Annotated in this window: 24 protein-coding genes; 12 read left to right on the forward strand and 12 right to left on the reverse strand. The window is 70.5% G+C overall.

Annotation, left to right across the window (positions count from 1 at the left end):
- Positions 1-191: 191 nt before the first annotated feature.
- The 5 genes from ACFTQE_RS12720 to xseA form a co-directional block, all read right to left on the reverse strand.
- Positions 192-1604: a class II fumarate hydratase gene (locus tag ACFTQE_RS12720; RefSeq protein WP_376925419.1), complete on the reverse strand. Its 1413-nt coding sequence runs from the start codon at positions 1602-1604 to the stop codon at positions 192-194.
- An 82-nt stretch (positions 1605-1686) separates the two neighbouring features.
- Complete coding sequence (locus ACFTQE_RS12725; RefSeq protein WP_376925420.1) at positions 1687-2343, reverse strand: carbonic anhydrase; 657 nt, start codon at positions 2341-2343, stop codon at positions 1687-1689.
- A gap of 11 nt (positions 2344-2354) precedes the next feature.
- Complete coding sequence (locus ACFTQE_RS12730; RefSeq protein ID WP_376925421.1) at positions 2355-2996, reverse strand: DUF4245 domain-containing protein; 642 nt, start codon at positions 2994-2996, stop codon at positions 2355-2357.
- Entirely contained in the window at positions 2996-3244 is a 249-nt protein-coding gene (locus ACFTQE_RS12735; RefSeq protein ID WP_056014659.1) for an exodeoxyribonuclease VII small subunit, read from the reverse strand. The genes ACFTQE_RS12730 and ACFTQE_RS12735 overlap by 1 nt, the downstream gene beginning before the upstream one ends.
- 1 nt (position 3245) lies before the next feature.
- Positions 3246-4547, reverse strand: coding sequence for an exodeoxyribonuclease VII large subunit (gene xseA, locus ACFTQE_RS12740; RefSeq protein ID WP_376925422.1), 1302 nt, complete (start codon positions 4545-4547; stop codon positions 3246-3248).
- Positions 4548-4634: 87 nt separating this feature from the next.
- On the opposite strand from xseA, the gene ACFTQE_RS12745 reads away from it, so the two are divergent.
- The 4 genes from ACFTQE_RS12745 (at position 4635) to ACFTQE_RS12760 (ending at position 10339) form a co-directional block, all read left to right on the forward strand.
- Positions 4635-5675 carry a 4-hydroxy-3-methylbut-2-enyl diphosphate reductase gene (locus tag ACFTQE_RS12745; protein ID WP_376925423.1) on the forward strand — a complete coding sequence of 347 codons (1041 nt, stop codon included), beginning with the start codon at positions 4635-4637 and terminating at the stop codon, positions 5673-5675.
- 157 nt (positions 5676-5832) lie between these two features.
- Positions 5833-6495 (forward strand): TetR/AcrR family transcriptional regulator, encoded by a 663-nt coding sequence (locus tag ACFTQE_RS12750; protein WP_376925424.1) that lies wholly within the window; start codon positions 5833-5835, stop codon positions 6493-6495.
- A complete protein-coding gene (locus ACFTQE_RS12755) occupies positions 6489-8222 on the forward strand; it encodes an ABC transporter ATP-binding protein (RefSeq protein ID WP_376925425.1) in 1734 nt (577 codons plus the stop codon). The genes ACFTQE_RS12750 and ACFTQE_RS12755 overlap by 7 nt, the downstream gene beginning before the upstream one ends.
- Before the next feature lie 92 nt (positions 8223-8314).
- Positions 8315-10339, forward strand: a complete 2025-nt coding sequence (locus tag ACFTQE_RS12760) for an ABC transporter ATP-binding protein (protein ID WP_376925451.1) — start codon at positions 8315-8317, stop codon at positions 10337-10339.
- Positions 10340-10475: 136 nt separating this feature from the next.
- On the opposite strand, the gene ACFTQE_RS12765 is transcribed toward ACFTQE_RS12760, so the two are convergent.
- Both ACFTQE_RS12765 and fbaA read right to left on the reverse strand, forming a co-directional pair.
- Positions 10476-11129: a DUF6264 family protein gene (locus ACFTQE_RS12765; protein ID WP_376925426.1), complete on the reverse strand. Its 654-nt coding sequence runs from the start codon at positions 11127-11129 to the stop codon at positions 10476-10478.
- A 7-nt stretch (positions 11130-11136) separates the two neighbouring features.
- Positions 11137-12168 (reverse strand): class II fructose-bisphosphate aldolase, encoded by a 1032-nt coding sequence (gene fbaA, locus ACFTQE_RS12770; RefSeq protein WP_376925427.1) that lies wholly within the window; start codon positions 12166-12168, stop codon positions 11137-11139.
- A gap of 106 nt (positions 12169-12274) precedes the next feature.
- On the opposite strand from fbaA, the gene ACFTQE_RS12775 reads away from it, so the two are divergent.
- The 4 genes from ACFTQE_RS12775 to ACFTQE_RS12790 all read left to right on the forward strand — a co-directional run bounded on the left by ACFTQE_RS12775 (position 12275) and on the right by ACFTQE_RS12790 (position 16246).
- Entirely contained in the window at positions 12275-13249 is a 975-nt protein-coding gene (locus ACFTQE_RS12775) for a fructose-bisphosphatase class II (RefSeq protein WP_376925428.1), read from the forward strand.
- A 141-nt stretch (positions 13250-13390) separates the two neighbouring features.
- Positions 13391-14392, forward strand: coding sequence for a class II fructose-bisphosphatase (glpX, locus tag ACFTQE_RS12780; RefSeq protein WP_375837459.1), 1002 nt, complete (start codon positions 13391-13393; stop codon positions 14390-14392).
- A gap of 48 nt (positions 14393-14440) precedes the next feature.
- Positions 14441-15787, forward strand: a complete 1347-nt coding sequence (locus ACFTQE_RS12785) for an MFS transporter (RefSeq protein WP_376925429.1) — start codon at positions 14441-14443, stop codon at positions 15785-15787.
- A 63-nt stretch (positions 15788-15850) separates the two neighbouring features.
- Positions 15851-16246, forward strand: coding sequence for a VOC family protein (locus ACFTQE_RS12790; RefSeq protein ID WP_376925430.1), 396 nt, complete (start codon positions 15851-15853; stop codon positions 16244-16246).
- Between the two features lie 23 nt (positions 16247-16269).
- Here the strand turns inward: ACFTQE_RS12790 and ACFTQE_RS12795 are convergent, their stop codons facing one another.
- Entirely contained in the window at positions 16270-17145 is an 876-nt protein-coding gene (locus ACFTQE_RS12795) for a serine hydrolase (RefSeq protein WP_376925431.1), read from the reverse strand.
- Between the two features lie 205 nt (positions 17146-17350).
- Here ACFTQE_RS12795 and ACFTQE_RS12800 point away from each other — a divergent pair, with 205 nt between their 5' ends.
- Positions 17351-18268 carry an LD-carboxypeptidase gene (locus tag ACFTQE_RS12800; RefSeq protein WP_376925432.1) on the forward strand — a complete coding sequence of 306 codons (918 nt, stop codon included), beginning with the start codon at positions 17351-17353 and terminating at the stop codon, positions 18266-18268.
- A gap of 148 nt (positions 18269-18416) precedes the next feature.
- Positions 18417-19001: a MurR/RpiR family transcriptional regulator gene (locus ACFTQE_RS12805; RefSeq protein ID WP_376925433.1), complete on the forward strand. Its 585-nt coding sequence runs from the start codon at positions 18417-18419 to the stop codon at positions 18999-19001.
- Positions 19002-19045: 44 nt separating this feature from the next.
- On the opposite strand, the gene rmuC is transcribed toward ACFTQE_RS12805, so the two are convergent.
- Both rmuC and ACFTQE_RS12815 read right to left on the reverse strand, forming a co-directional pair.
- A complete protein-coding gene (gene rmuC, locus ACFTQE_RS12810; protein WP_376925434.1) occupies positions 19046-20404 on the reverse strand; it encodes a DNA recombination protein RmuC in 1359 nt (452 codons plus the stop codon).
- Positions 20405-20459: 55 nt separating this feature from the next.
- Entirely contained in the window at positions 20460-21077 is a 618-nt protein-coding gene (locus tag ACFTQE_RS12815) for a 3'-5' exonuclease (protein ID WP_376925435.1), read from the reverse strand.
- Between the two features lie 146 nt (positions 21078-21223).
- On the opposite strand from ACFTQE_RS12815, the gene ACFTQE_RS12820 reads away from it, so the two are divergent.
- Positions 21224-22021 carry a class I SAM-dependent methyltransferase gene (locus tag ACFTQE_RS12820; RefSeq protein ID WP_376925436.1) on the forward strand — a complete coding sequence of 266 codons (798 nt, stop codon included), beginning with the start codon at positions 21224-21226 and terminating at the stop codon, positions 22019-22021.
- A gap of 62 nt (positions 22022-22083) precedes the next feature.
- A complete protein-coding gene (locus ACFTQE_RS12825) occupies positions 22084-22989 on the forward strand; it encodes a DMT family transporter (protein ID WP_376925437.1) in 906 nt (301 codons plus the stop codon).
- Between the two features lie 25 nt (positions 22990-23014).
- On the opposite strand, the gene ACFTQE_RS12830 is transcribed toward ACFTQE_RS12825, so the two are convergent.
- Both ACFTQE_RS12830 and ACFTQE_RS12835 read right to left on the reverse strand, forming a co-directional pair.
- On the reverse strand, positions 23015-23458 hold the full coding sequence (locus ACFTQE_RS12830; RefSeq protein ID WP_376925438.1) for an SRPBCC domain-containing protein: 444 nt from the start codon (positions 23456-23458) through the stop codon (positions 23015-23017).
- A complete protein-coding gene (locus tag ACFTQE_RS12835) occupies positions 23455-23769 on the reverse strand; it encodes an ArsR/SmtB family transcription factor (RefSeq protein WP_376925439.1) in 315 nt (104 codons plus the stop codon). The genes ACFTQE_RS12830 and ACFTQE_RS12835 overlap by 4 nt, the downstream gene beginning before the upstream one ends.
- Positions 23770-23870: the final 101 nt, after the last annotated feature.

Genomic DNA, 23870 nt, shown 5'->3' on the forward strand with positions numbered 1-23870 from the left:
GGGTAGACGTCCTCGGTCAGCAACCGCCGGACCGGCCCCAGGACCCGGGGGTCACGCAGCAGCGCGGCGTACTCCGGTTGGCGCTGGTGGGAGGCGTAGACGGCCCGCACCGCGGCACCGTCGTCCTCGACGATCCGCTGGGGTCCGGGGACCTCGCAGTCGCGCTCGAACGCTTCGAGGTTCGCCGAGGCTCAGGCCTGCGGCGGACGCGTCATCGACAGCAGGTCGAGCGCGGTGTCGAGCTGCTCGATCGTGAGGTCGCCGCGCTCCACGTAGCCGAGGTCGATCACCGCCTCGCGCACCGTGATGCCCTTGGCCACCGAGTGCTTGGCGATCTTCGCCGCGGCCTCGTAGCCGATGAGCTTGTTGAGCGGGGTGACGATCGAGGGCGACATGCCCGCGAGGGCGGTCGCGCGCTCGACGTCGGCCTCGAGGCCGTCGATCGTCTTGTCGGCCAGCACGCGCACCGAGTTCGCGAGCAGGCGGATCGATTCGAGGAGCGCGGTGCCCATGACCGGGATCTGGACGTTGAGCTCGAAGGCACCGGATGCGCCGGCCCACGCGATCGTCGCATCGTTGCCGATGACCCGCGCGCACACCATGAGCACGGCCTCGGGCACGACGGGGTTGACCTTGCCCGGCATGATCGAGGAGCCCGGCTGCAGGTCGGGGATGCGGAGCTCCCCGAGACCCGTGTTCGGGCCGGAGCCCATCCAGCGGAGGTCGTTCGAGATCTTCGTGAGGCTCACGGCGATCGTGCGCAGCGCGCCCGAGGCGTCGACGAGACCGTCGCGGTTGGCCTGGGCCTCGAAGTGGTCGGCGGCCTCGGTGACCGGCAGCTCGGTCTCGGACTGCAGGAGCGAGATGACGAGCTGCGGGAACCCGGCCGGCGTGTTGATTCCGGTGCCGACCGCGGTGCCGCCGAGCGGGACCTCCGCGACCCGGGGGAGCGCCGTGCGCACGCGCTCGATGCCGAGGCGGATCTGGCGTGCGTAGCCGCCGAACTCCTGGCCGAGGGTGACGGGCGTCGCGTCCATCAGGTGGGTGCGGCCGGCCTTGACGACGCCGGCCCACTCGACGGCCTTCGCCTCGAGGGCGACGGCGAGGTGGTCGAGCGCTGGGATGAGCTCGTCGATGAGGGCCGCGGTCACGGCGATGTGCACCGAGGTCGGGAAGACGTCGTTCGACGACTGCGAGGCGTTCACGTGGTCGTTGGGGTGCACCGGGCTGCCGAGCTTGCCCGTCGCGATGGTGGCGAGCACCTCGTTCATGTTCATGTTCGAGGAGGTGCCGGAGCCGGTCTGGTAGACGTCGACCGGGAAGTGCTCGGCGTAGCCGTGCACGCCCGCGATGACCTCGTCGGCGGCGTCTTCGATCGCCTTCGCGATGGCCGGGTCGAGCACGCCGAGCTGCGCGTTCGCCTGCGCGGCCGCCTTCTTGATGCGTGCGAGCGCCTGGATCTGCTGGGGCTCGAGGCCGGCTCCGGAGATCGGGAAGTTCTCGACGGCGCGCTGCGTCTGCGCCCGGTAGAGGGCCGATGCGGGCACCCGCACCTCGCCCATCGTGTCGTGCTCGATGCGATAGTCGGCGGCGTTGTCCACCACGGTGTGTTCCCTTCGATGTGCTTGCCGGATGTCCCGGCCGATGCCGCTCGTTCGTTCGGCCCGAGTCGTCGACCCGAGCCCGTCAGACCGAGCCGACGACGATGTCGGTCTCGACGCGACCCTCGAAGAGTCGGTAGTTCGCTCCGACGATAGCCAGCGTACCCGCTGCGATCGCGTCGCTGATCATCTCGGAGGCGGCCACGAGCTCGGTCACCGTGTTGCGCAGGTGCTCGCGGCCGACGAAGCCGGTGTCGACGTGCGCGGGGTCGACCGGGGTGCCTGCGTCGCCGCCGGCGACCTTGCGCACGGCAGGCACGATCTTCTCCACGAGGCCGGCGATGTGCACCGGCAGCGGGGTCGCGTCGGCGCCCTCGGAGTCGATGGCGGCCCGCACGGCGCCGCACTCGTCGTGCGCCAGCACGATGACGAGCGGCACGTGCAGCAGGCCGACGGCGTACTCGAGCGAGCCGAGCGACGACGGGGTCACGACCTGGCCGGCGTTGCGCACCACGAAGGCGTCGCCCAGGCCGACGTCGAAGATGATCTCGGCGGCGAGGCGGGAGTCGCTGCATCCGAAGATCGCGACGAGCGGGCGCTGCGAGTGCGCGAGCGACGCGCGGCGATCGACGTCTTGACGGGGGTGGAGCGGCTTGCCCTCGACGAAGCGCGCGTTGCCGCGGCGGAGCTCGCGCCACGTCTCAGCCGGAGTCTGCGGACGATCTTTCGGCTGCGTGGTCACGTGGTGCCCTTTCAGTCCTGCGCCTCGATCGTCGGCGTGAGCGCCGACGCGAGCGTCTCGAATTCCTCGGGAGTCGCGGTGCCGAGCAGCACGAAGGTGCTGCCGCCCGCTTCGGTGGTGAGGCCGTACCGGGCGTTGCCGACGTCTTCGGGCGACTCCCGGTTGTCGTACACCGTCCACTCGACGCCGTCGATCGTGGTCGTGCCCACGGCGAGGGTGCGTGCGAGCAGCCCGGCGACCCACGTGGGGTTCGCATCGAGGCCCTGGTAGAGCCCGATGAACTCGTCGCCGGGGGTGAGATAGCCGACGTACCACGCGGTCACGTCGTCGGCCTTGCTGACGCGGAGCTCAGCGGAATTCGCGCGCCAGCCCTCGGGCAGCTCGGGCACCGCGAGCGGATCGACGCTCGCGCCCTGGGCCTGCTGGGCGAGGGAGGCCACGTCGACGTCGCGCTCGATGGGGGTGTCGCTGCGCGGCACGAGCAGCACGATGACGAGCATGACCGCGAGGCTCGCGCCGAGCGCGAGCAGGAGGTTGCGCAGCGTCTGGCGCTGGCGGTGCTTGAGGGAGTTCTCGGCCTTGCGGGCCGCGGTCTCCTCGGGGGTCTCGGGCCGGCCGAGCTCGGCGACGACCCGCGGTGCGCGCTCCGCCATCAGCGGTCGCCGCTGTCGTCGGACGCCGCGCGAGACGAGCCGGCGCGCGCCGCCTCGAGGCGCGCCTTCGCGCCGATCAGCCATTCCTCGCAGCGGGCCGCGAGGGCCTCGCCGCGCTCCCACAGGGCGAGCGACTGCTCGAGCGTCGCCGAACCCTGCTCGAGCTCGCCGACGACCTGCACGAGCTCGTCGCGCGCCTGCTCGTAGCTGAGCTCGGAGACATCGGTGGGGGAGGGCATGGCGTCCATTCTATTCGGCGTGGTCGTGAGCGCCGTCCGGCGTCGCGAGCGCCTCGGCCGGCGGTTCGACGTGAGGCTCGGCGACGAGGTCGTGCACGGAGGGCACGGCACCCCGGGAGACGGCGGCGAAGGCGCCCTCGGCGAGGGTGACGGTGATGTCCGCGCCGTCGGGCGCGCCAGCAGGGCCGCGCACCACGTGGCCGTCGGCGCCCTGCACGATCGCGTAGCCGCGATCGAGCGTGGCCTGCGGTGAGAGGGCGCGCAGGTGCCCGCGCAGTTCGGCGACGCGATGGGTCTGCCGGTCGATCGTGCGTTCGACGAGTTCGGCGCCGCGTGCGACCCAGCGCGTCAGGTCTTCGGCACGGCGGTCGACGATCCAGGATGTCTCGGCGAGGGCGGGTCGCGATCGCAGGTGCCCGATGCGGTCGATCTCACGGGTGAGGATCGCCTGCAGCCGCATGCCGAGCCGTGCGCGGGCCTGCTCGACCCGCACGAGCTCCTCGTTGACGTCGGGCACGACGCGCTTCGCGGCGTCGGTCGGGGTCGAGGCGCGCAGGTCGGCGACCTCGTCGAGGAGCGGCCGGTCGGCCTCGTGCCCGATGGCCGAGACGATGGGGGTGGATGCCGCGGCGGCCGCTCGCACGACGCGCTCGTCGCTGAAGCCGAGCAGGTTCTGGAAGTCGCCACCGCCGCGGGCGACGATGATGACCTCGACCTGCGGGTCGGCATCGAGCCGCTCGATCGCCGCGACGACCTCGGAGACCGTGCGATCGCCCTGCACGGCGGCGTGCACGACCCGGAACTCGACGGCGGGCCAGCGCAGTTTGGCGTTTCGCAGCACGTCTTTCTCGGCGTCGCTGTCTTTACCCGTGATGAGGCCGACGACACCCGGCAGGAACGGCAGGCGTCGCTTGCGCCCGGCGTCGAACAGCCCCTCGGCCGCGAGCTGGGTGCGCAGCCGCTCGAGTCGCTCGAGCAGGTCGCCGAGCCCCACGTGCTTCAGTTCGAAGACCTGCATCGACAGCGAGCCGCCCTTGACCCACCAGTTGGGCTTCACGAGCGCGATGACCCGGTCGCCCTGCTTGAACTGCTCGTCGAACCGGGCGCGCACCGACGACCACACCTGGAACGAGAGGGTCGCCTCGGCATCGAGGTCCTTGAGCTTGCCGTAGACGTTGCCGCCCGAGACGCCCCACTGGGTGATCTCGCCCTCGACCCACACCGTGCCGAGTCGATCGATGTACGCCTTGAGCTTGCCCGAGAGGAGCGCGACCGGCCACGGAGCATCGCGTGTCGCCGGTGCATCCGTCATGTGGGCCTCCCAGCCGTCGGCCCGCGTCAGCCGCGTAGGATGGGCACCGTGACGAGCACTACGGAAACCCCGCGAATCGGCCTTGGCATGCCCCGAGTTCCGGGCGTGCGCGGCCGGCTCAAGGATAACCCCGTCCCCGGACAGAAGCGCGTGCTGCTCGCCGCGCCGCGTGGGTACTGCGCGGGCGTCGACCGCGCCGTGATCGCGGTCGAGAAGGCCCTCGAGCACTACGGCGCGCCCGTGTACGTGCGCAAGCAGATCGTGCACAACATCCACGTCGTCACCGAGCTCGAGGCGCAGGGCGCGATCTTCGTCGAAGAGGTCGACGAGGTGCCAGAGGGCGCCCACATCGTCTTCAGCGCCCACGGCGTCTCGCCGGCCGTCGTGAACGCCGCCGCCGACCGCGGCCTGCACGCGATCGACGCGACCTGCCCACTCGTGACCAAGGTGCACCGCGAGGCCGTGCGCTTCGCGCGCGACGACTTCGAGATCCTGCTCATCGGCCACGAGGGCCATGAAGAGGTCGAAGGCACTGCGGGCGAGGCGCCCGACCACGTGACGATCGTCAACAGCCCCGACGACGTCGACAACATCGAGGTGCAGGACCCCGACAAGGTCGTCTGGCTCTCGCAGACCACGCTCTCGGTCGACGAGACCATGGAGACGGTGCGCCGCCTCCGGGAGCGGTTCCCGAACCTTCAAGACCCCCCTTCCGACGACATCTGCTACGCCACGCAGAACCGCCAGGTCGCGATCAAGAAGGTCGCGCAGGACGCCGACCTCGTGATCGTCGTGGGCTCGGCCAACAGCTCGAACAGCGTGCGCCTCGTCGAGGTCGCGCTCGAGTACGGCGCCAAGGCCGCCTACCGGGTCGACTACGCGAGCGAGGTCAAGCAGGAATGGCTCGACGGCGTCGAGACGGTCGGCGTGACGAGCGGGGCTTCCGTGCCCGAAGAGCTCGTGAAGGAGCTGCTCGATGCGCTCTCCGACGCAGGCTACGGCTCGGTCGCCGAGGTCAAGACGGCTGAAGAGGACCTGATGTTCTCGCTGCCGAAGGAGCTGCGCAAAGACCTGCAGGGCAACCGCGACGAGCGCGCGCTCGGCGGGCGCGGTCGCGCGCAGCGCTGATCCGGGCCCGCCGAGCGGATGCCTCGCGGGACACGCGAGGGCGACGAAGCGGATGCCGCGGCGCCGCGTTCAGCCGTCGGCGAACTTCGCCGCGCGCCGCCGATCTTCCGCCTTCCGGGGGATGGAGTGAGCGCTCACTCCGCGTAACATCGCTCGCATGACATCGAGTACCGAGCGTGCGACGCGCGCGAAGCCGATGCCGGTCGAGGAGCGTCGAGCGGCGATCGCCCAGGCGACGCTGCCGCTGCTCGTCGCCCATGGCCGCGACGTCACGACCCGGCAGATCGCCGATGCGTCCGGCGTCGCCGAGGGCACGCTGTTCCGCGTCTTCGACGACAAGGAGTCGATCATCGACGCGGCCGTCGAGCACTTCCTCGACCCCGAGCCGTTCCGGGCTGCGCTCCGCAGCATCGATCCGTCGCTCCCGCTCGAGCTGAAGGTCGAGCTCGTGCTCGCCCGCTTCCTCGACCGATTCAGCGGCATCTTCGGCGTGTTCGCCGCGCTCGGCGGTCGCCCCCGACCGCCCGCGCAGAACCTCGAGATCATCACGGGCATCTTCGAGGAGTTGCTCGCCCCCGACCTCGAGGCGCTGCGCGTGCCGCCGGCCCAGGTCTTCAAGTTCGTGCGGCTCGTCGCGTTCGCGTCGGCGATGCCGCAGTTCGGCCCGACGATCGGGCTCGACACCGACGAGCTCGCGCACCTCATCGTGCACGGCATCGCGACACCGGCCGGGGCACCTGCGCCTGCGGCATCCGCTGCGGTGCTCGAACCGACCCTCCAGACCACCTCGACCAGCCCGATGGGAACCACTCCATGCTGATGAAACTCCTGCGCCGGCACCTCCGGCCGTATTGGGCGCTGCTCCTCGGCGTCGTCGTGTTCCAGCTCGCGCAGTCGATCGCCTCGCTCTACCTGCCGACGCTGAACGCCGACATCATCGACGACGGGGTCGCGAAGGGCGACACCGGCTTCATCATCTCGACGGGCGGCGTGATGCTCGCCATCACGCTCGCCCAGGTCGCGTGCGCCATCGCGGCCGTGTACTTCGGCGCGAAGGCGGCGATGGCCTTCGGCCGCGACCTGCGCGTTGCGGTGTTCCGCAAGGTCGCCGACTTCTCGGAGCAGGAGGTGTCGCGCTTCGGCGCCCCGAGCCTCATCACGCGCTCGACGAACGACGTGCAGCAGGTGCAGATGCTCGTGCTCATGTCGTGCACGATCCTCGTCTCGGCGCCGATCCTCGCGATCGGCGGCGTCATCATGGCGCTCCGCGAGGACCTCGCGCTCTCGTGGATCATGGTGGTCGCGGTGCCCGTGCTGCTCGTCTCGGTCGGGCTCATCATCAGCCGCATGGTGCCGCTCTTCCAGTCGATGCAGAAGCGCATCGACGGCGTGAACCGGGTGCTCAGGGAGCAGCTCACCGGCATCCGCGTCATCCGCGCCTTCGTGCGCGAGGGCGTCGAGAGCGAGCGCTTCGACGAGGCCAACGACGCGCTCACCGACACCGCGCTGAAGGCGGGGCGCCTCTTCGCCCTCGTCTTCCCGGTCGTCATGCTCGTGCTGAACGTCTCGAGCATCGCGGTGCTCTGGTTCGGCGCGTACCGCGTCGAAGACGGCTCGATGCAGATCGGCTCGCTGACCGCGTTCCTCAGTTACCTCATCCAGATCCTCATGGCGGTCATGATGGCGACGATGATCGCGTTCCTGCTGCCCCGTGCAGCCGTCTCCGCAGGGCGCATCGGCGAGGTGCTCGAGACCGCGTCGAGCGTCGTCGACCCCGAGCAGCCCGTCTTCGCCCTCACCGCTCCCGGCACGGTCGAGTTCCGCCATGTCGACTTCGCCTACCCCGGGGCCGAGGAGCCCGTGCTGCACGACCTGAACTTCGTCGCGGAACCCGGCCAGGTCACGGCGATCATCGGCGCCACGGGCTCGGGCAAGACGACCATCGTCAACCTCGTCGCGCGACTCTTCGACGCCACGGGCGGCTCCGTGCGGGTCGGCGGCGTCGACGTGCGCGAGCTCGACCCAGAGGTGCTCGGGGCCCAGCTCGCCCTCGTGCCGCAGAAGCCGTACCTCTTCGCCGGCACCGTGGGCTCGACGCTGCGCTACGGCGACCCCGACGCGAGCGATGCCGAGCTCTGGAGCGTGCTCGAGACGGCGCAGGCACGCGACTTCGTCGCCGCGATGCCCGGCCAGCTCGAGGCGCCCATCGCGCAGGGCGGCACGAACGTCTCGGGCGGTCAGCGACAACGACTGTCCATCGCCAGGGCTCTCGCGAAGCGACCGCCGATCTACCTGTTCGACGACTCGTTCTCGGCCCTCGACACGGCGACCGACGCCCGCCTCCGCGCGGCCCTGTCGCGCACGGTGTCGGATGCCACGATGATCGTCGTCGCCCAGCGGGTCGCCACGATCGTCGGCGCCGACAAGATCCTCGTCGTCGAAGACGGCAGGATCACGGCGCAGGGCACACATGAAGAACTGCTCGCGAGCTCCGAGGCGTACGCCGAGATCGTCGAGAGCCAGCTGAGCGTGGAGGAGGCGGCATGAGCGCGTCGCAGGGACAGCCCCGGGAATCCGCTGACGAGCAGGAGACGCCGGCGGCTCCGGCGCGCCCGGTCGGCCCGCCCCGTCGCGGTCCGATGGGCGGCGGCCCGATGGGCGGCATGGGCATGCCCGCCGAGAAGTCGATGAACTTCTGGCCGTCGGCCAAGCGCCTGCTCCGACGGCTCAAGCCCGAGCGCGCCCTCGTGGTGGCCGTCGTGCTGCTCGGCGTCGTGAGCGTCGTCTTCTCGGTGCTCGGCCCCAAGATCCTCGGTGGAGCCACGAACATCATCTTCGAGGGCTTCCTCTCGTCGCAGATGCCCGCGGGTGCCACCCAGCAGCAGGTCGTCGACCAGCTGCGGGCATCGGGCGACACCCAGCAGGCCGACATGGTCGCCTCGATGCACCTCGTGCCCGGCCAGGGCATCGACTTCGCCGCCCTCTCGACCGTGCTGCTCTGGGTGCTCGCGCTCTACGTGCTCGCCTCGCTCTTCGGCTGGGCGCAGGGCTACGTGCTGAACGGCGTGACGCAGCGCACCGTCTACCGGCTGCGCCAAGAGGTCGAGGAGAAGCTCCACCGCCTGCCGCTGTCGTACTTCGACAAGATGCAGCGCGGCGAGCTGCTCTCGCGCGTGACGAACGACATCGACAACGTGTCGCAGTCGCTGCAGCAGACGATGAGCCAGTTGCTGACGTCGCTCCTGACCGTCATCGGCGTGCTCGTCATGATGTTCGTCATCTCGCCGCTGCTCGCCGCGATCGCGCTCGTCACGATCCCGCTCACGATCCTCATCACGACGGTCATCGCGAAGCGCTCGCAGAAGCTCTTCGTCGCGCAGTGGACGCACACCGGCACGCTCAACGCGCAGATCGAGGAGGCCTACTCGGGCCACGCCCTCGTGCGCGTCTTCGGCCGCCGCCGCGAGGTCGAGCGCGGCTTCGACGACAAGAACGACCAGCTCTACGAGGCGAGCTTCGGAGCGCAGTTCGTGAGCGGCATCATCATGCCCGCCATGATGTTCGTCGGCAACCTCGTCTACGTCGCGATCGCCGTCGTCGGCGGGCTCATGGTCGCAGCGGGCGGCATCAGCCTCGGCGACGTGCAGGCCTTCATCCAGTACTCGCGGCAGTTCACCCAGCCGCTCAGCCAGCTCGGCTCGATGGCGAACCTCCTGCAGTCGGGGGTCGCGAGCGCCGAGCGGGTGTTCGAGCTGCTCGACGCCGACGAGCAGGTGCCCGACCCGGTCGAGCCCGAGGTCGCGGCAGATGCCGATGCCGATGAGGGCGCGGCATCCGGTCGCCTCGTCTTCGAAGACGTCTCGTTCAGCTACGACCCCGAGAAGCCGCTCATCGACGACCTCTCGCTCACCGCGGAACCCGGGCAGTCGATCGCGATCGTCGGCCCGACCGGGGCGGGCAAGACCACCCTCGTGAACCTCATCATGCGCTTCTACGAGCTCGACTCCGGGCGCATCACGCTCGACGGCGTCGACATCACGCACATGACGCGCGACGAGCTGCGCGGCCGCATGGGCATGGTGCTGCAGGACACCTGGCTGTTCACGGGCACGATCCGCGAGAACATCGCCTACGGGCGGCCGGATGCCTCGGAGGACGAGATCCTCGAAGCGGCCCGGGCGACCTACGTCGACCGCTTCGTGCGCACGCTCCCCGACGGCTACGACACGGTGCTCGACGACGAGGCGTCGAACCTCTCCGCCGGTGAGAAGCAGCTCATCACGATCGCCCGGGCATTCCTGGCCCAGCCGGCGGTGCTGATCCTCGACGAGGCGACGAGCTCGGTCGACACCCGCACCGAGTTGCTGCTGCAGCACGCCATGAACGCGTTGCGGAAGGACCGCACGTCGTTCGTGATCGCGCACCGCCTCTCGACGATCCGCGACGCCGACCTCATCCTCGTGATGGAGGACGGGCACATCGTCGAGCAGGGCACCCACGCCGAGCTGCTCGCTCAGGGCGGCGCGTACACGCGGCTCTACGAGGCGCAGTTCGCGGCGCCGGCCGATGCGCAGGCGCTCGTCGATCCCGAGGATGTCGGGGGACCGGTCGCCGGCCCGGCCACGGGCGGCATGGAGGCGGTGCCCGAGGGCGCCGCGAGCTGACACTCGGGAGGTCGCGCCCGCATCCTCGCGGTCACCTTCTGCCGAAACGTCGAAATCCGCACTTCCGATGCGTTCGGAGAGCGGATTTCGACGGTTCGATGCGGCGTCGTGCGGGCAACGGGCCGCAGGCAGCGGTCTAGGTCTGCGCGGGCGTCAGCGACGTCAGGAACGACGGGTCGCTCGCGAAGACGAGCATCCCGACGACGACGACCACCACGAACGCCGCGACGCCCGCGACGAGCGGGATCCACCATGCCAGGCGACCGGCGCGCATGCGCGCGCGCGACCAGAGCAGGGCTCCGACCCACAGCGCGAGCTGGAGTGCGATGCCGACGAAGATGAACGTCGGCACGGCGGGGCCGGGAACGAAGTCCGCCGGAGCATCGACGCCGAGCATCGACGCGGAGAGCTTGGCCGATTCGAGCGCAGTCGTCGGCAGCTGGAAGAGCGACAGGCTGTTGTAGAGCGCGCCGAACACGCCGAACACGAGCAGCGTGATCGTCCACATGCGATCGATCGGGTGCCTGCCGGCGGCCGCACTCGTGACGGTCGAACCCGGCGCGACGACCGGCGCGGACGCCGCGGGCTGCGCGGACTCGGCGCTCGCCGCGGCGGCACGCTCATCGACGGGCGGCGTCCACGTCCACCCCTCGGGGGCGTATTCGCCGTATTGCGGACGAGGCCGCTCGTCGCGGTGCGGCGACGGCACGGCGGGCGGGGTCGCCCCTCCGCGGGTCACTGCTGCGTCGCCCGACTCGTCGGGCGTTCGAGCGGCCTCGTGCTGCGACATCCGTGCCCTACGCGCTGATCGACTGCGCGGCGGAACCGAGCTGACGCGTCGACTCGCCGACGCGAACGGCCATGGCGGTCTCGGCGACCTTGCCCCAGGCGCGCGGGTCGTACTGCTTCTTGTTGCCGACCGAGCCGTCGACCTTCAGCACGCCGTCGTAGTTCTTCAGCATGTAGTCGGCGACCGCACGCGTGTACGCGTACTGCGTGTCGGTGTCGATGTTCATCTTCACGACGCCGTTGGCGACGGCCTCGGCGATCTCGGCGTCGGTCGAGCCCGAGCCGCCGTGGAAGACGAGGTCGAGCGGCTTCGCGGCCGTGCCGTACTTGGCCTGCAGGCCGTCCTGGATCTCCTTCAGGAGCGCGGGGCGCAGCTTCACGTTGCCGGGAGCGTAGACGCCGTGCACGTTGCCGAAGGTGAGGGCGGCCATGTAGCGGCCCTGCTCGCCGAAGCCGAGTGCCTCGACGGTCGCGATCGCATCGTCGAGCGTCGTGTAGAGCGCGTCGTTCGAGCCCTCGTGCTGCACGCCGTCCTCCTCGCCGCCGACGACGCCGATCTCGACCTCGAGGATGGCGTTGATCGCCTTCATGCGGGGGAGGATCTCTTTGGCGATCTCGAGGTTCTCGGCGAGCGGCACGGCCGAGCCGTCCCACATGTGGGACTGGAAGATCGGGTTGCGGCCGGCCTTGACCTCGGCCTCGGACGCCTCGATGAGCGGGAACACGAAGTCGGCGAGGGCCGGCTTCGGGCAGTGGTCGGTGTGCAGCGCGACCGTGATCGGGTAGTTCTTGGCGACCTCGTGGGCGAAGCGCGCGAAGGCGAGTGCGCCGGTCGCGCGCGCCTTGACGGTGTGGCCGGCGAAGTAGTCGGCGCCACCGGTGGTGACCTGGATGATGCCGTCGGAGCCAGCTTCGGTCAGGCCCTGCAGCACCGCGTTGAGCGTCTGCGAGGAGGAGACGTTGAAGGCCGGGAACGCGAAGCCCTTGGCCTTCGCGGTGTCCAGCATCTCGGCGTACTGCTCGGGGGTGGCGATGGGCATGGTGCTCCTTCGGACGACAACGGGTTTGGCGTCGAGTCTACCGACTTGCCGAGGGGTGCTCAGGTGTCGGATGTCGCGGCGCCCGCAGCACGGCAGGATGGGACGCGTGCCGACCGACCAGCTCCGCCTCGCCGAACTCGGGCTCGTCGACGGTTTCCGCCGCGCGACGGCCCTCGCCGCCCTCGCGGCCTCGCCCCTCGTCGGCTCGGGCGACGGTCACGCCATCGATGCGCTGGCCGTGGAGGCATTGCGGGCGGCGCTCGGGGAGCTCGACGTCGACGGCGTCGTCGTGGTCGGCGAGGGCGAGAAGGACGAGGCGCCGATGCTGTACGTCGGCGAGCCGTTCGGCCGCGGCGGCCGGGGCGGCCGGGGCGCGCCCATGCTCGACCTCGCGGTCGATCCGGTCGACGGCACCCGCCTCGCGGCGGCCGGTGCACCCGGTGCGATGGCCGTGCTCGCCGTCGCTCCGCGCGGCGCACTCGCCGCCCTCGGTGCGGCCCACTACCTCGAGAAGCACGTCACGTGGCTTCCGGATGCCCCCGCCGGCGCCCCCGTCGGCGAACTCGTCGCCCGCATCGCCGCGGCACGGGGCGTAGCGCCGACCGAGGTGCGGGTCGCCGTGCAGGAGCGGCCGAGGAACGAGGCGTTCGTCGCCGAGGCTCGGGCCGCGGGGGCATCCGTCGAGCTCTTCGAGCACGGCGACGTCGAGCGGAGCCTGCGTGCGGCCGGCGGCGACGCGGGACTCGACCTCGTCTCGGGCATCGGCGGTGCCCCCGAAGGCGTGCTCACCGCAGCGGCGGTGCGGGCGCTCGGCGGCTCGATGTGGGCGCGGCTCGCCCCGCAGTCGGCCGGGGAACGGCAGCGCGTGGTCGCCGATGGTCTCTCGCTCGATCGCGTCTGGTCGCTCGAACAGCTGTGCGGCGCTCCGGCCTGGGTGTTCCTCAGCGCGGTGACCGCGTGCGCACCCGGCGGAGCGACGTTGCCCGGCGTGCGGACACGGCCCGACGGCGCGGCTTTCGTGAGCACGTGGCATGCGGGACCGGGCGTCGACGCCGTGGTCGGCGAGCTGCGCATGGCGTGAACGCCGGCTTAAGAATGCACATTCTTTCATCGCCGTCGACCTGAAATCGGGCGAGATCGGCGCGCGCGCTGCATAGGCTTGAACCATCGTTCCATGGCCGCCCCGACTGGCCGGCCGCACTAGCGTCCGGGAGGACCCTCGATGGTGAGCACCGACACGGCAAGCCTGTTCTTGCACCCCGACCGAAACATCGCGATCGAACTCGTGCGTGCCACCGAGGCTGCGGCGATCCGCTCGTACCCGTGGATCGGCAAGGGCGACAAGCTCGGCGCCGACGGTGCCGCGGTCGACGCGATGCGCGCGTTCCTCGGCACGGTGGACTTCGAGGGCGTCGTCGTCATCGGCGAGGGCGAGAAGGACGAAGCGCCCATGCTCTTCAACGGCGAGCGCGTCGGCACCGGGCGCGGCCCCGCCTGCGACATCGCGGTCGATCCGATCGACGGCACCTCGCTCACGGCGGCCGGCCGCCACAACGCGCTGTCGGTCATCGCCGTCTCCGACCGCGGCACGATGCTCGACGCCTCGACGGTCTTCTACATGGACAAGATCGTCACGGATGCCACGGGCATCGGCGTCGTCGACATCCGGAAGCCGATCGGCGAGAACCTGCGGGCGCTCGCCGCTGCGAAGGGGAAGGACGTGAGCGAGCTGCGCGTCGCGGTGCTGAACCGCGATCGCCACGAGCAGCTCATCGCCGACATCCGCGAGGCCGGGGCGGGCACCCGCCTGATGAGCGACGGCGATGTCGCCGGCGGCATCAACGCGGCCCGCTACGAGTCGCGCATCGACATGTGCGTCGGCATCGGCGGCAGCCCCGAGGGCATCACGACCGCGTGCGCGATCAAGGCGCTCGGCGGGTTCATGCAGGGCGTGCTCGCACCGAAGGACGACGCCGAGCGTGCGCGCGGCGAGGCCGCCGGCCTCGACTGCGACCGGGTCTACGAGCTCGACGACCTCGTGCGCGGCGACAACACGTTCTTCGTCGCGACCGGTGTGACCGACGGCGAACTGCTCGACGGCGTGCGCCGCAAGGGGCCGGTCGTGCGCACCGAGTCGATCGTGCTGCGCGGCAAGTCGGGAACGATCCGCCGCATCGTGGCCGACCACCTCGTCGAGAAGTGGCTCGTCGACGACGTGCTGTGACGCCCGCGAACGGGTGACCATGTCGGTGGGCATCGTCAAGATGGACTGGTGACCGCCGCCGCTCGACTTCCGCGCGCCCTCCGGCCCTTCGGCTCGGGCCAGTACCGCCTGCTGACGGCGGCCCTGGCTGCGTCGCTCCTGAGCGCCGGGGCGTGGATCGTCTCGGCGGTCTGGCAGGTCGTCGAGCTCGGCGGCACTCCCGTCGACCTCTCCTTCGTGGCGGTCGGCTCGAGCCTCGGACTCGTGCTCGCGGTGCTCTTCGGAGGCGTCGCCGCCGACCGCATCCCGCAGCGGCGCATCCTCCTCGCCGTCGAGGTGGTGCGCGGCGTCGCGTTCTCGGTGGCGGCCGTGCTCGCGGCCACCGGGCAGATCGAGGTCTGGCACCTCGCGGCGCTCTCGTTCGTGCTCGGCCTCGCCGACGGATTCTTCTACCCGGCCTACTCGGCGTGGCTGCCCGCCATCCTCCCGCAGGAGCAGTTGCTCGCCGCCAACGGCATCGAGGGCGTGCTGCGACCGTCGGTCATGAACGCCGCAGGTCCGGCGGTCGCGAGCGCCCTCATCGCCGTGCAGGGGCCGTGGCTCGCGTTCGCGGTGGTCGCGGGGCTGCAGGTCGTCGCCGCGGCGGTGCTCGGTGTGATGCGCACCACTGCGGTGCGTCGCGTGCTCGACGGGCCGCCGGTGCATCCGGTTCGCCAGACCTTCATCGACCTGCGTGACGGCTTCGCCTACCTGATGCGCACGAAGTGGCTGCTCGCCACGCTCATCTTCTCGATCCTGCTCGTCTTCGTCATCATGGGACCGATCGAGGTGCTGCTGCCGTTCGCCGTGAAAGACCAGACGGGCGGCGGCGCCGGTGCGTTCGCCCTCGCGCTCGCCGCCTTCGGCGTGGGCGGCGCGATCGGCTCCCTCGCCGTCGCCTCGATGCGGCTGCCTCGGCGCTACCTGACGCTCATGATCCTGGCGTGGGGCTTCGGATGCCTCCCGCTCGCGATCATCGGCTTCACCTCGTGGCTCTGGGTGATGGTCGTGGCGCTCTTCATCTGCGGTGTGCTGTTCTCGGCCGCGAGCGTGGTGTGGGGCACGCTGCTGCAGCGGCGCGTGCCGCCCGCGATGCTCGGCCGGGTGTCGAGCCTCGACTTCTTCGTCTCGCTCGCGCTCATGCCGATCTCGATGGCCGTCGCCGGGCCGGTGGGCGAGTGGATCGGCATCGCGCCGGCCTTCCTCATCGCGGGGCTCGTGTCGCCGCTGCTCGCGATCGGCACGCTGGCGATCGCCCGCCTCGGCCGAGACGAGCTCGCGCATCCCCTCGACGCCGCGGTCGACGCCGTGCCGGTGACCGGCGCGGAGGCCGCGGCAGGGTTCGAGCCGCCCGTCGACGAGTCCGAGGCCCGGTGAGGGGGTCGACGTCGCCCGTGCATCGTGCGAGTCTGGGCAGCACGCACGTGAGAGGGGATCATGATGGTCACGGTTCGAGATGCGTTTCCGGGATTCAGCGTCGACGACGTCGAGGCGGCCCGCGAGTTCTACGGCTCGAGGCTCGGGTTGCCGGTGGGCGATGAACCCGGCGCCGGGGCGCTGCGCGTCACGCTGCCGTCGGGTCAGGGGGTCTTCATCTACCCGAAGCCGAATCACGCGCCGGCGAGCTTCACGATCCTGAACCTCGTGGTCGACGACATCGATCGCGCTGTCGACGAACTGAACGCGGCGGGTGTGGTGACGAAGATCTACACCGCTCCCGATGACTTCGGCACCGACGAGCGGGGCATCGCCCGTGGTTCCGTCACCGGGCAAGGGCCCGACATCGCCTGGTTCACCGATCCGGCCGGAAACGTGCTGAGCGTGCTCACGGCCTGAGCGTGCTCAACGCCTGAGCGTGCTCAGCTCCCGGTCGGGGCAGTCGTGATCGACTGCTCGAGGGCGCCGCGGAGTTCGGCGCCGATCGCCGTCATGCGCTCGAGCACGTCGTCGCGCAAGTCGACCTCATCGCCCCAGTTCGCGAGCACTGCCCACGCCAGTCCGCCGTCGCCGCCCTCGACGTCGCACGTGCCGATGTCGATGCGGGCGGTGCTGATGGTGCCGGTCTTGTTGCGCAGCACGAAACCGTTCTCGGGCTCCGTGTGGGCGAGCGGATCGACGCCGAACGGAGCCGCGACCATCGACTGGTCGGTGTTGAGGGCGAGCCACCCGAGCACGCGAGCGGAGACCGCGGGCGACACGATGCGGCCTCGAGCGAGGTCGGCCATCAGTCGCACGAATTCGGCGGCGTTTCCGCGTGAGAGCGTCGGCGGATGCTGCGGACCGCGGTCTTCGCGCACCCGGTCGAGCAATGCGGAGGCGGTGAAGCCGAGCGATCGACCGGTGTCGCCGATGCGGTCGATGCCGAGGCGGCGCACGAGCACGTTGGTGGCGAGATTGTCGCTCACCGCGCCGATCAGCGCACAGGCGTCGCGGATGCTCAGCGCTCCGACGTCGAGCACGTGCCAGAGCCCGGAGTCGGCGACGAGGTCTTCGGGCAGCCGTTGCACCTGCTCGTCGAGGTCGAGTTCGCCGGCCTCCGCCTGGCGAGCCGCCTCGATCAGGAGGAAGACCTTGCCCACGCTCGCGGTCTTGAGGACGCGGTCGGCATGATGCGACCACAGCACCTCGCCGGTACCCGCGTCGGCGACCGCAGCCGACCATTCGACCGAGCCCAGCCTCGCTGCGTCGGCCGTGATTGCCGCGTCGAGCCCCTGCACGTTCCACTGCTGCGCCATCGCGGCTCCTCACCTCGTCGCGGCTTGCGGGTGACACGATACCCAACCGCCTGTTACGCACCGTATCATCGAGCAACGCTGCCGTGTTGTGCGCGCCGGGTTCGCTGCACTGACCTAGAACAGCCGGGAATCGACCTGATTGATCAACGGTTGTATCGGCTCCATGCGAAACGTAAGATGCCAGATTCGACCATTGGATTCCAGCTTGACCGCTTCAGAACTCGGCCCGCTCGCTCCAGGAGCGCGCGTCGCCATCGTTGCCCCGAGCGGGCCGCCGCCGTCGGAACTGCTCGCCCGATCGCTCGACCTGCTCGTCGAGTGGGGACTCGATCCGGTCGTGTTCCCGAGCGCCACGGCGACGCATCCGCGTGCGCGGTACCTCGCCGGGCCTGACGCGCAGCGGGCCGCAGACCTCCAAGCGGCGTGGTGCGACGAGACCATCGATGCGGTGTTCTGCGCTCGCGGCGGCTACGGCTCCGTGCGGATGATCGACCTGCTCGACCGTGACGCGCTCGCCGCTGCGACGCCGAAGCCGTTGTACGGCAGCTCGGACGTGACGGGCATCCACGAGTACTGGCTCGAGCGACTCGGGCTGGCGACGTGGTTCACGCCGATGACGGCGACGGCAGCGCTGCTCGACGATGCGGAGGCCGTCGAGAGCCTGCGGCGTGCGGTCTTCGAGCCGGCCGGGGGTCGGCGCTTCACCGCATCGAGCGCCGAGACGCTCGTCGCGGGAGAGGTGACGGGCCGGCTCATCGGCGGCAACCTCAGCCTGCTCGCCATGACCCTCGGGGCGCACGGGCAACCGGTCGCCGATCACACTGGATGCATCGCACTGCTCGAAGACGTCGAGGAGGAGCCGTACCGTCTCGACGGCCTGCTGACCTCGCTCCTCAGGGCGGGCTGGTTCGACGGAGTCACGGGCATCGCCCTCGGGAGCTGGCACGACTGCGGCGACCTCGGCGAGGTGCGAGCGCTCGCCGAGGAGCTTCTCGCTCCGCTTGGGGTTCCGCTCGTGTGGGAGCTCGGATTCGGCCACGGACCGCGCGCCGCGAGCATTCCGCTCGGGGTCCGCGGGACGCTGCTGGCCGGCTCCGCACCCGAGCTCGTGATCGAGGCATGACCGGCTGACAGCGTGATTGTCCCCAATCCGGGGCTCCACAGGGGTGTCGCTCTTGGTGGTGCCCCCTTCGACCGTGCACGATTGCATCGGAAAGGGTGAAATGGCGCCAGATGATCTCGGGAGTCCGCACGAACGATACGACGCGCGCGTGCAGCGACGCTCTGCGGTGCTGCTGAAGCGACGCATCGTCGAGCAGGAGCGAGAGCACTTCCTCGCCGCCCTCGAATGGGCTCACGACGAGGGTGCCTTCGAGCGCATCGCCGCGGCGATCGTGGCCTCACGTCGCCGGTTCATCCTCGGCGCGGCGAAGTCGTTCACCTACGCCTCGCTGCTCGCGATGGACCTGAGCGCGGGGCTCGCGAACGTGTCGCTCATCGACGGCACCATCGTGCGGCCGCTCGACGTGCTGAGCGACGTGCGTTCGACCGACGTGCTCGTCGCGATCTCGCTCTCGCGGTACCGCAAGTACACGGTCGACATCGCACGTCGGTTCGCCGAGGCGGGCGGAACGGTGATCGTCATCACGGATTCGGCCGATGCGCCGCTCGCCGATGTGGCGCAGGAGCTGCTCATCGTCGACACCGAAAGCGCATCGTTCGCCAACTCGCCGACGTCGGTCGCCCTCGTCATCCACCTGCTCGTCACATTGACGACCGCGAGCGCGAAGGGCGCAGGGCGTCGTCTGCAGGAACGCGACCGACTGAGCGAGAGCCTCGACCTGTACTACGACTGAGGCGGCACCACGACTGAGGCCGGCAGCGGCCGCCGGAGCTCGCGTCAGTCGGCGTCGCCGGAGGCCTCGAGCTGGCGACGCAGTTCGGGGTCGAGATCGGCGCCGGTGGTCGAGACGAGCTCGTACGCAGTGAGTTCGCGCGGCGCCTCTTCGATGCCCGAGAGCGGTGCGAGCACCTTCGACTCGTCGAGCGCGCCGAGCTTGCGAGCCGTCGGCAGCACCTGGCGCTCGAGGGAGCCGACGAAGGCGTTGTAGTCCTTCACGCTCCGCTCGATCGTGCGACCGAGCTTCTCGATGTGGCTCGCCGTGGTCGAGAGGCGGGAGTAGAGCTCACGGCTGAGGTCGAACAGGGTCTTCGCCTCGTTGGTGAGCACGTCTTGCTGCCACGAGAACGCGACCGTCTTCAGCACCGACCACAGGGTGACGGGGGAGGCGAGCGCGACCCGCTTCGAGAACGCGAACTCCATGATCGTGGGGTCGGCCTCCATGGCTGCTGAGACGAGGGACTCGCTCGGAATGAACGCGATGACGAGCTCGGGGGAGGCGTCGAGGCCGTTCCAATAGCCCTTCGTGCCGAGTGCCGTGACGTGCGCGCGCACCGCGGCGACGTGCTGCTTCATGAACTCGGCACGCCGAGCCCCCTCGGCTCCGGTCGCGGTGGCCGGAATCTGGCTCGCCTCGAGGTAGGCGTTGAACGGCACCTTCGCGTCGACGGCGATCGACTTGCCGCCGGGCAGGCGCACGACCATGTCGGGTCGGCCGTGGCCCGAGTCGCTCGTGATGCTCGACTGCACGTCGAAGTCGACCCGCTCGATGAGACCGGCCGCCTCGACGACGCTGCGCAGCTGGGTCTCGCCCCAGACGCCGCGGGTGCTGTTGGAGCGAAGGGCCGACGCCAGGGACTCCGCCGTGGATCGGAGTCGTTCTTCGGACTCGGCGGCGGACTTCAACTGCTGGGTCAGCTCGCCGTGCTGGAGCGTGCGCTGGCTCTCGAGCTGCGTGACCTTCGACTGCATCTCGGTGAGCGACTGCTTCACGGGGGCGAGCGCCTGGAGGACCTTGCTCTCGGCGGCGTCTCGCGCCTCGCGGGCCTGGACCTCGGCGCGCTGGCGCTCGACGAGCTCGCGGTACTGCTGCTGCGCCGAGAGGATCTGCTCGCGGAGCGCCTCTGCGGTGGCCTGGGTGGAGGCGAGTTCTTCTCGGAGCACGGCCTTCGCGGCCTCTTCGCCGACGCGGACCTCGGCGAGCCGGGCCTGCAGGCGCGCCTCGACGAGTGCCGGGTCTTCGGCGACGGGTGCCTCGGCCGCGGCCTGCGCACCACGGCGCTGCAGCACGAGGGCCGCCACGAGGGCGCCGAGCGCGATGCCGACGAGGAGGCCGATGAGGAGGGCGAGGATGTCCATGTCCACAGTGTCGCAGGGCCCGCAGACATCGCCCGCCCACGGCCTCGGCGGGCCGCTACTGCAGGGCCATTGGGCCGTGCGCCGCGCGGTCGTCGCGCGTGGCGACGGGCCCGATCGCGCCGACCTTCACGCGCGTGATGTGCGCGAGCCGGTCGAGGTCGTCGACCTCGTGACGGGCCGCGGAGTGCACGATGATCGCGGCGCAGGCCTCGGCATCGGCGAGCGCGTCGTGGTGGGAGAAGCCCTCGAAGCCCGCGGCCATCGCCGCGACCGGCAGCCGGTAGGACTCGAGGTGGTAGGTGCGCCGGGCGACCTGCAGGCTGCAGAGGTAGCGGAAGTCGGGCACGTCGAACCCGAGCGCCGTGGAGGTCTTCGCGATGACGCCCATGTCGAAGCCCGCGTTGTGGGCGACGAGCATGTCGTCGCCGGCGAACTCGCGCAGCGCCGGCAGGTGCACGGACCAGTCGTCGGCGTCGGCGACCATCTCGGGGGTGATGCCGTGGATGCGCACGTTCCACTCCGAGAACTCGTTGTGCGGGAACGGCGGGCGGATGTAGCGATGCTCGCGCTCGACGACCCGGCCATCTCTCACCTTCACGAGCCCCACCGAGCAGGCGGAGGCGCCAGAGGAGTTGGCGGTTTCGAAGTCGATCGCGGTGAAGTCCACTGGCACACAGGCATCGTCGCACGCCGCGCCGACACCGCCCGCCGCCCGCGCCGCGAACCGCGAGGTTGACGGATGCCCCGGGCTGGGCGTGGAATGGCGGTGGCCCGGCTTCGCCGGGGCGACGTGAGCAGGCCGGTGAGAAGAGGATCGCGATGAATGAACGACCCGAGGTGGCCGAGCGCCGCGAGCACGGACTCGTCGCCGACCCCTCAGACCCCGCGACGCGGGTCAGTGCGCGTTCGTTCGGCGCCGCGGCATCCGTCTACCATCAGGCTCGGCCCGGCTACCCGGCCGAGGCGATCGCCTGGCTCATCGGCGACGCGACCCGCGTGCTCGACCTCGGCGCGGGCACCGGCAAGCTCACCGAGGCGCTCGTCGCGCTCGATCGCGAGGTGATCGCGGTCGACCCCGTCGAGGAGATGCTCGAGGAGCTCGAGGTCGCGGTGCCCGGCGTTCCGCGCCTCCTCGGCACCGCGGAGGAGATCCCGGTCGAGGACGACGCCGTCGATGCGGTGGTGGCGGGGCAGGCATGGCACTGGTTCCAGCCCGAACGCGCGATCCCCGAGATCGCACGGGTGCTGAAGCCGGGCGGCGTGCTCGGACTCGTCTGGAACAGCCGCGACACGCGCGTCGACTGGCTCCGCGAGGCGGGCGGGATCATGCACGAACGGCATGACGCGAGCGCCACCTTCGAGAGCTACGTGAACGTCGGGCCGCCGTTCGGCGAGATCGTCGAGCACACGGTGGAGTGGGGGGCGCGGATGTCGCGGGAGGCGTTCCTCGACCTCGTTCGATCGCGGAGCTACTACATCACGTCGTCGCCCGAGGAGCAGCAGGCGACGATCGGCGCGCTCGAGACCCTGCTCTCGACGCACCCCGACCTCGCGGGCGCTGAGGAGCTCGTCGTGCCGTATGTGACCCGCTGCTTCCGCACCTCGCTCACCGACTGAGGGATCGGGTCGGCGCCGGAGCGCGGCGCGAGCCGACCCCGGAGAGCCCGTATCCTGACCTGATGCATCGCGGACGGGCGTACCTGGCACTCACGCTCGCCAGCCTCTTCTGGGCGGGCAACTACATCTCCGGCGAGATGGTCACCGCCGAGATCAGCCCGGTCTCGCTCACCTTCTGGCGATGGGCCTTCGCGGCGCTCCCGCTGCTCGTGCTCGCGTGGGCGATCGAGCGGCCCGACTGGCGTGGGGTCGTTCGCGAGTGGCCGTGGCACCTGCTGCTCTCGGTGCTCGGGCTCACCGGGTACACGCTCTTCCTCTACACCGCGCTGGGCCTCACCGGTGCGGTCACCGCATCGGTGATCTCGGCGATCAACCCGGCGACGATCGCGCTCGCCGCTGCGATCTTCCTGCATGAGCGCCTGCGCGGCGTGCAGATCGTCGGCCTCGTCGTCGCGTTCCTGGGCGTCACCGTCGTGCTCACGGGAGGCGACGTGCTCGCCGTGCTGCGGCAGGGATTCCGGATCGGCGACCTCCTGGTCGTCGGCGCCGTCATCGTCTGGAGCGCCTACGTGATCGTGTCGCGGCGGCTCGCGACGCCGCCGATCACGGCGACCGCCGTGCAGGCCGTGATCGCGGTCGTGACGATGCTGCCGCTCGTCGCCGCCGTGGGCGTCGCCCTGCCGACCTCGGCGGGCGGCATCGCGGGGCTCGCCTACATCGTGATCTTCCCGTCGATGCTCGGCTACGCGCTCTGGAACCTCGGTGCCGCGGCGGTCGGCCCGGCTCGCGCCGGAATCTTCCTGAACCTGCTGCCCGTCTTCACCGTGCTCATCGCACTCGTGCTCGGCCAGTCGCTCGAACCCGTCGCGATCGCGGGCGGAGCGCTCGTGCTGCTCGGCGTCTACCTGACGCTCAGGGTCGGGCGAGCCAAGCGAGCGGATGCCGCGACCGACCTGCCGGTGCGTTAGACGCCCGAGCGGGCGCCGGTCGGGATCAGCCGGCGGCGGTGAGACGGCCGAGCACGAGATCCCACCCGCTGTCGTACCCGAGCCGTGCGGCCTCGCCGTCGCCCCGGTGCGCCCATCCGTCGTGCGTGAGCCGCACGACCGTGCCTCCGTCGTCGGGCTCGAAGCCGACGACGACCGAGGTCGCCTCATCGGGCGAGCCGCCCGGATGCCAGGTGAATGCCACCCGGGCAGGCGGATCCCAATGCGTGACGGTGCCCCACACGCTGGAACTGCCGTCTCGCAGGCGTTCGACGATCTCGCCGCCCGCATGTCCGGGGAACGTGACATCGACGGCGTCCTCGAGGCCGACGGAGAAGGCGTCGAGCGGCCACCACGACGACATCCGTGCGGTGAACAGGGCGAACGCCTCGGGCTGGGGGAGCGGGACGCGCACGGTCTTCACGATCGCGTCGAGGCTCGGGTGCTTCATGACGGTCTCCTTGACTCCTGCTCCGCCTGCTCGGCGAAGCGGTTGAGGGCGGTCGTCCAGAATCCGTCGAGCCATGAGCGGAGCGCGTCGACGCCCGGGTCGTCGAGGCGGTACACGTTGCGTGTGCCGACCGACTCGCGTGCGACGAGCCCGCTCTCGGCGAGGACCCGCAGATGCTGCGAGACCGCAGGCCTGCTCACGGGCAGGCGTTCGGCGAGTTCTCCGACCGCGTGGGGCCGGTCGCCGAGCAGCTCGATGATGCGACGTCTGGTCGGGTCGCCGAGCGCGTTCAGGACTTGGTAAGCCTCCACGAACGGTAAGCTATCACTTACGGGTTGGAACGGCAACGGTTCGGGACGAGCTCCGGAGGTGCCCGGACCGCCTGGGAGGTGCGTGCCGGTACGATAGACCC

It is taken from the genome of Agromyces sp. NPDC056965 (genome assembly GCF_042673425.1).
Classification (GTDB): domain Bacteria; phylum Actinomycetota; class Actinomycetes; order Actinomycetales; family Microbacteriaceae; genus Agromyces.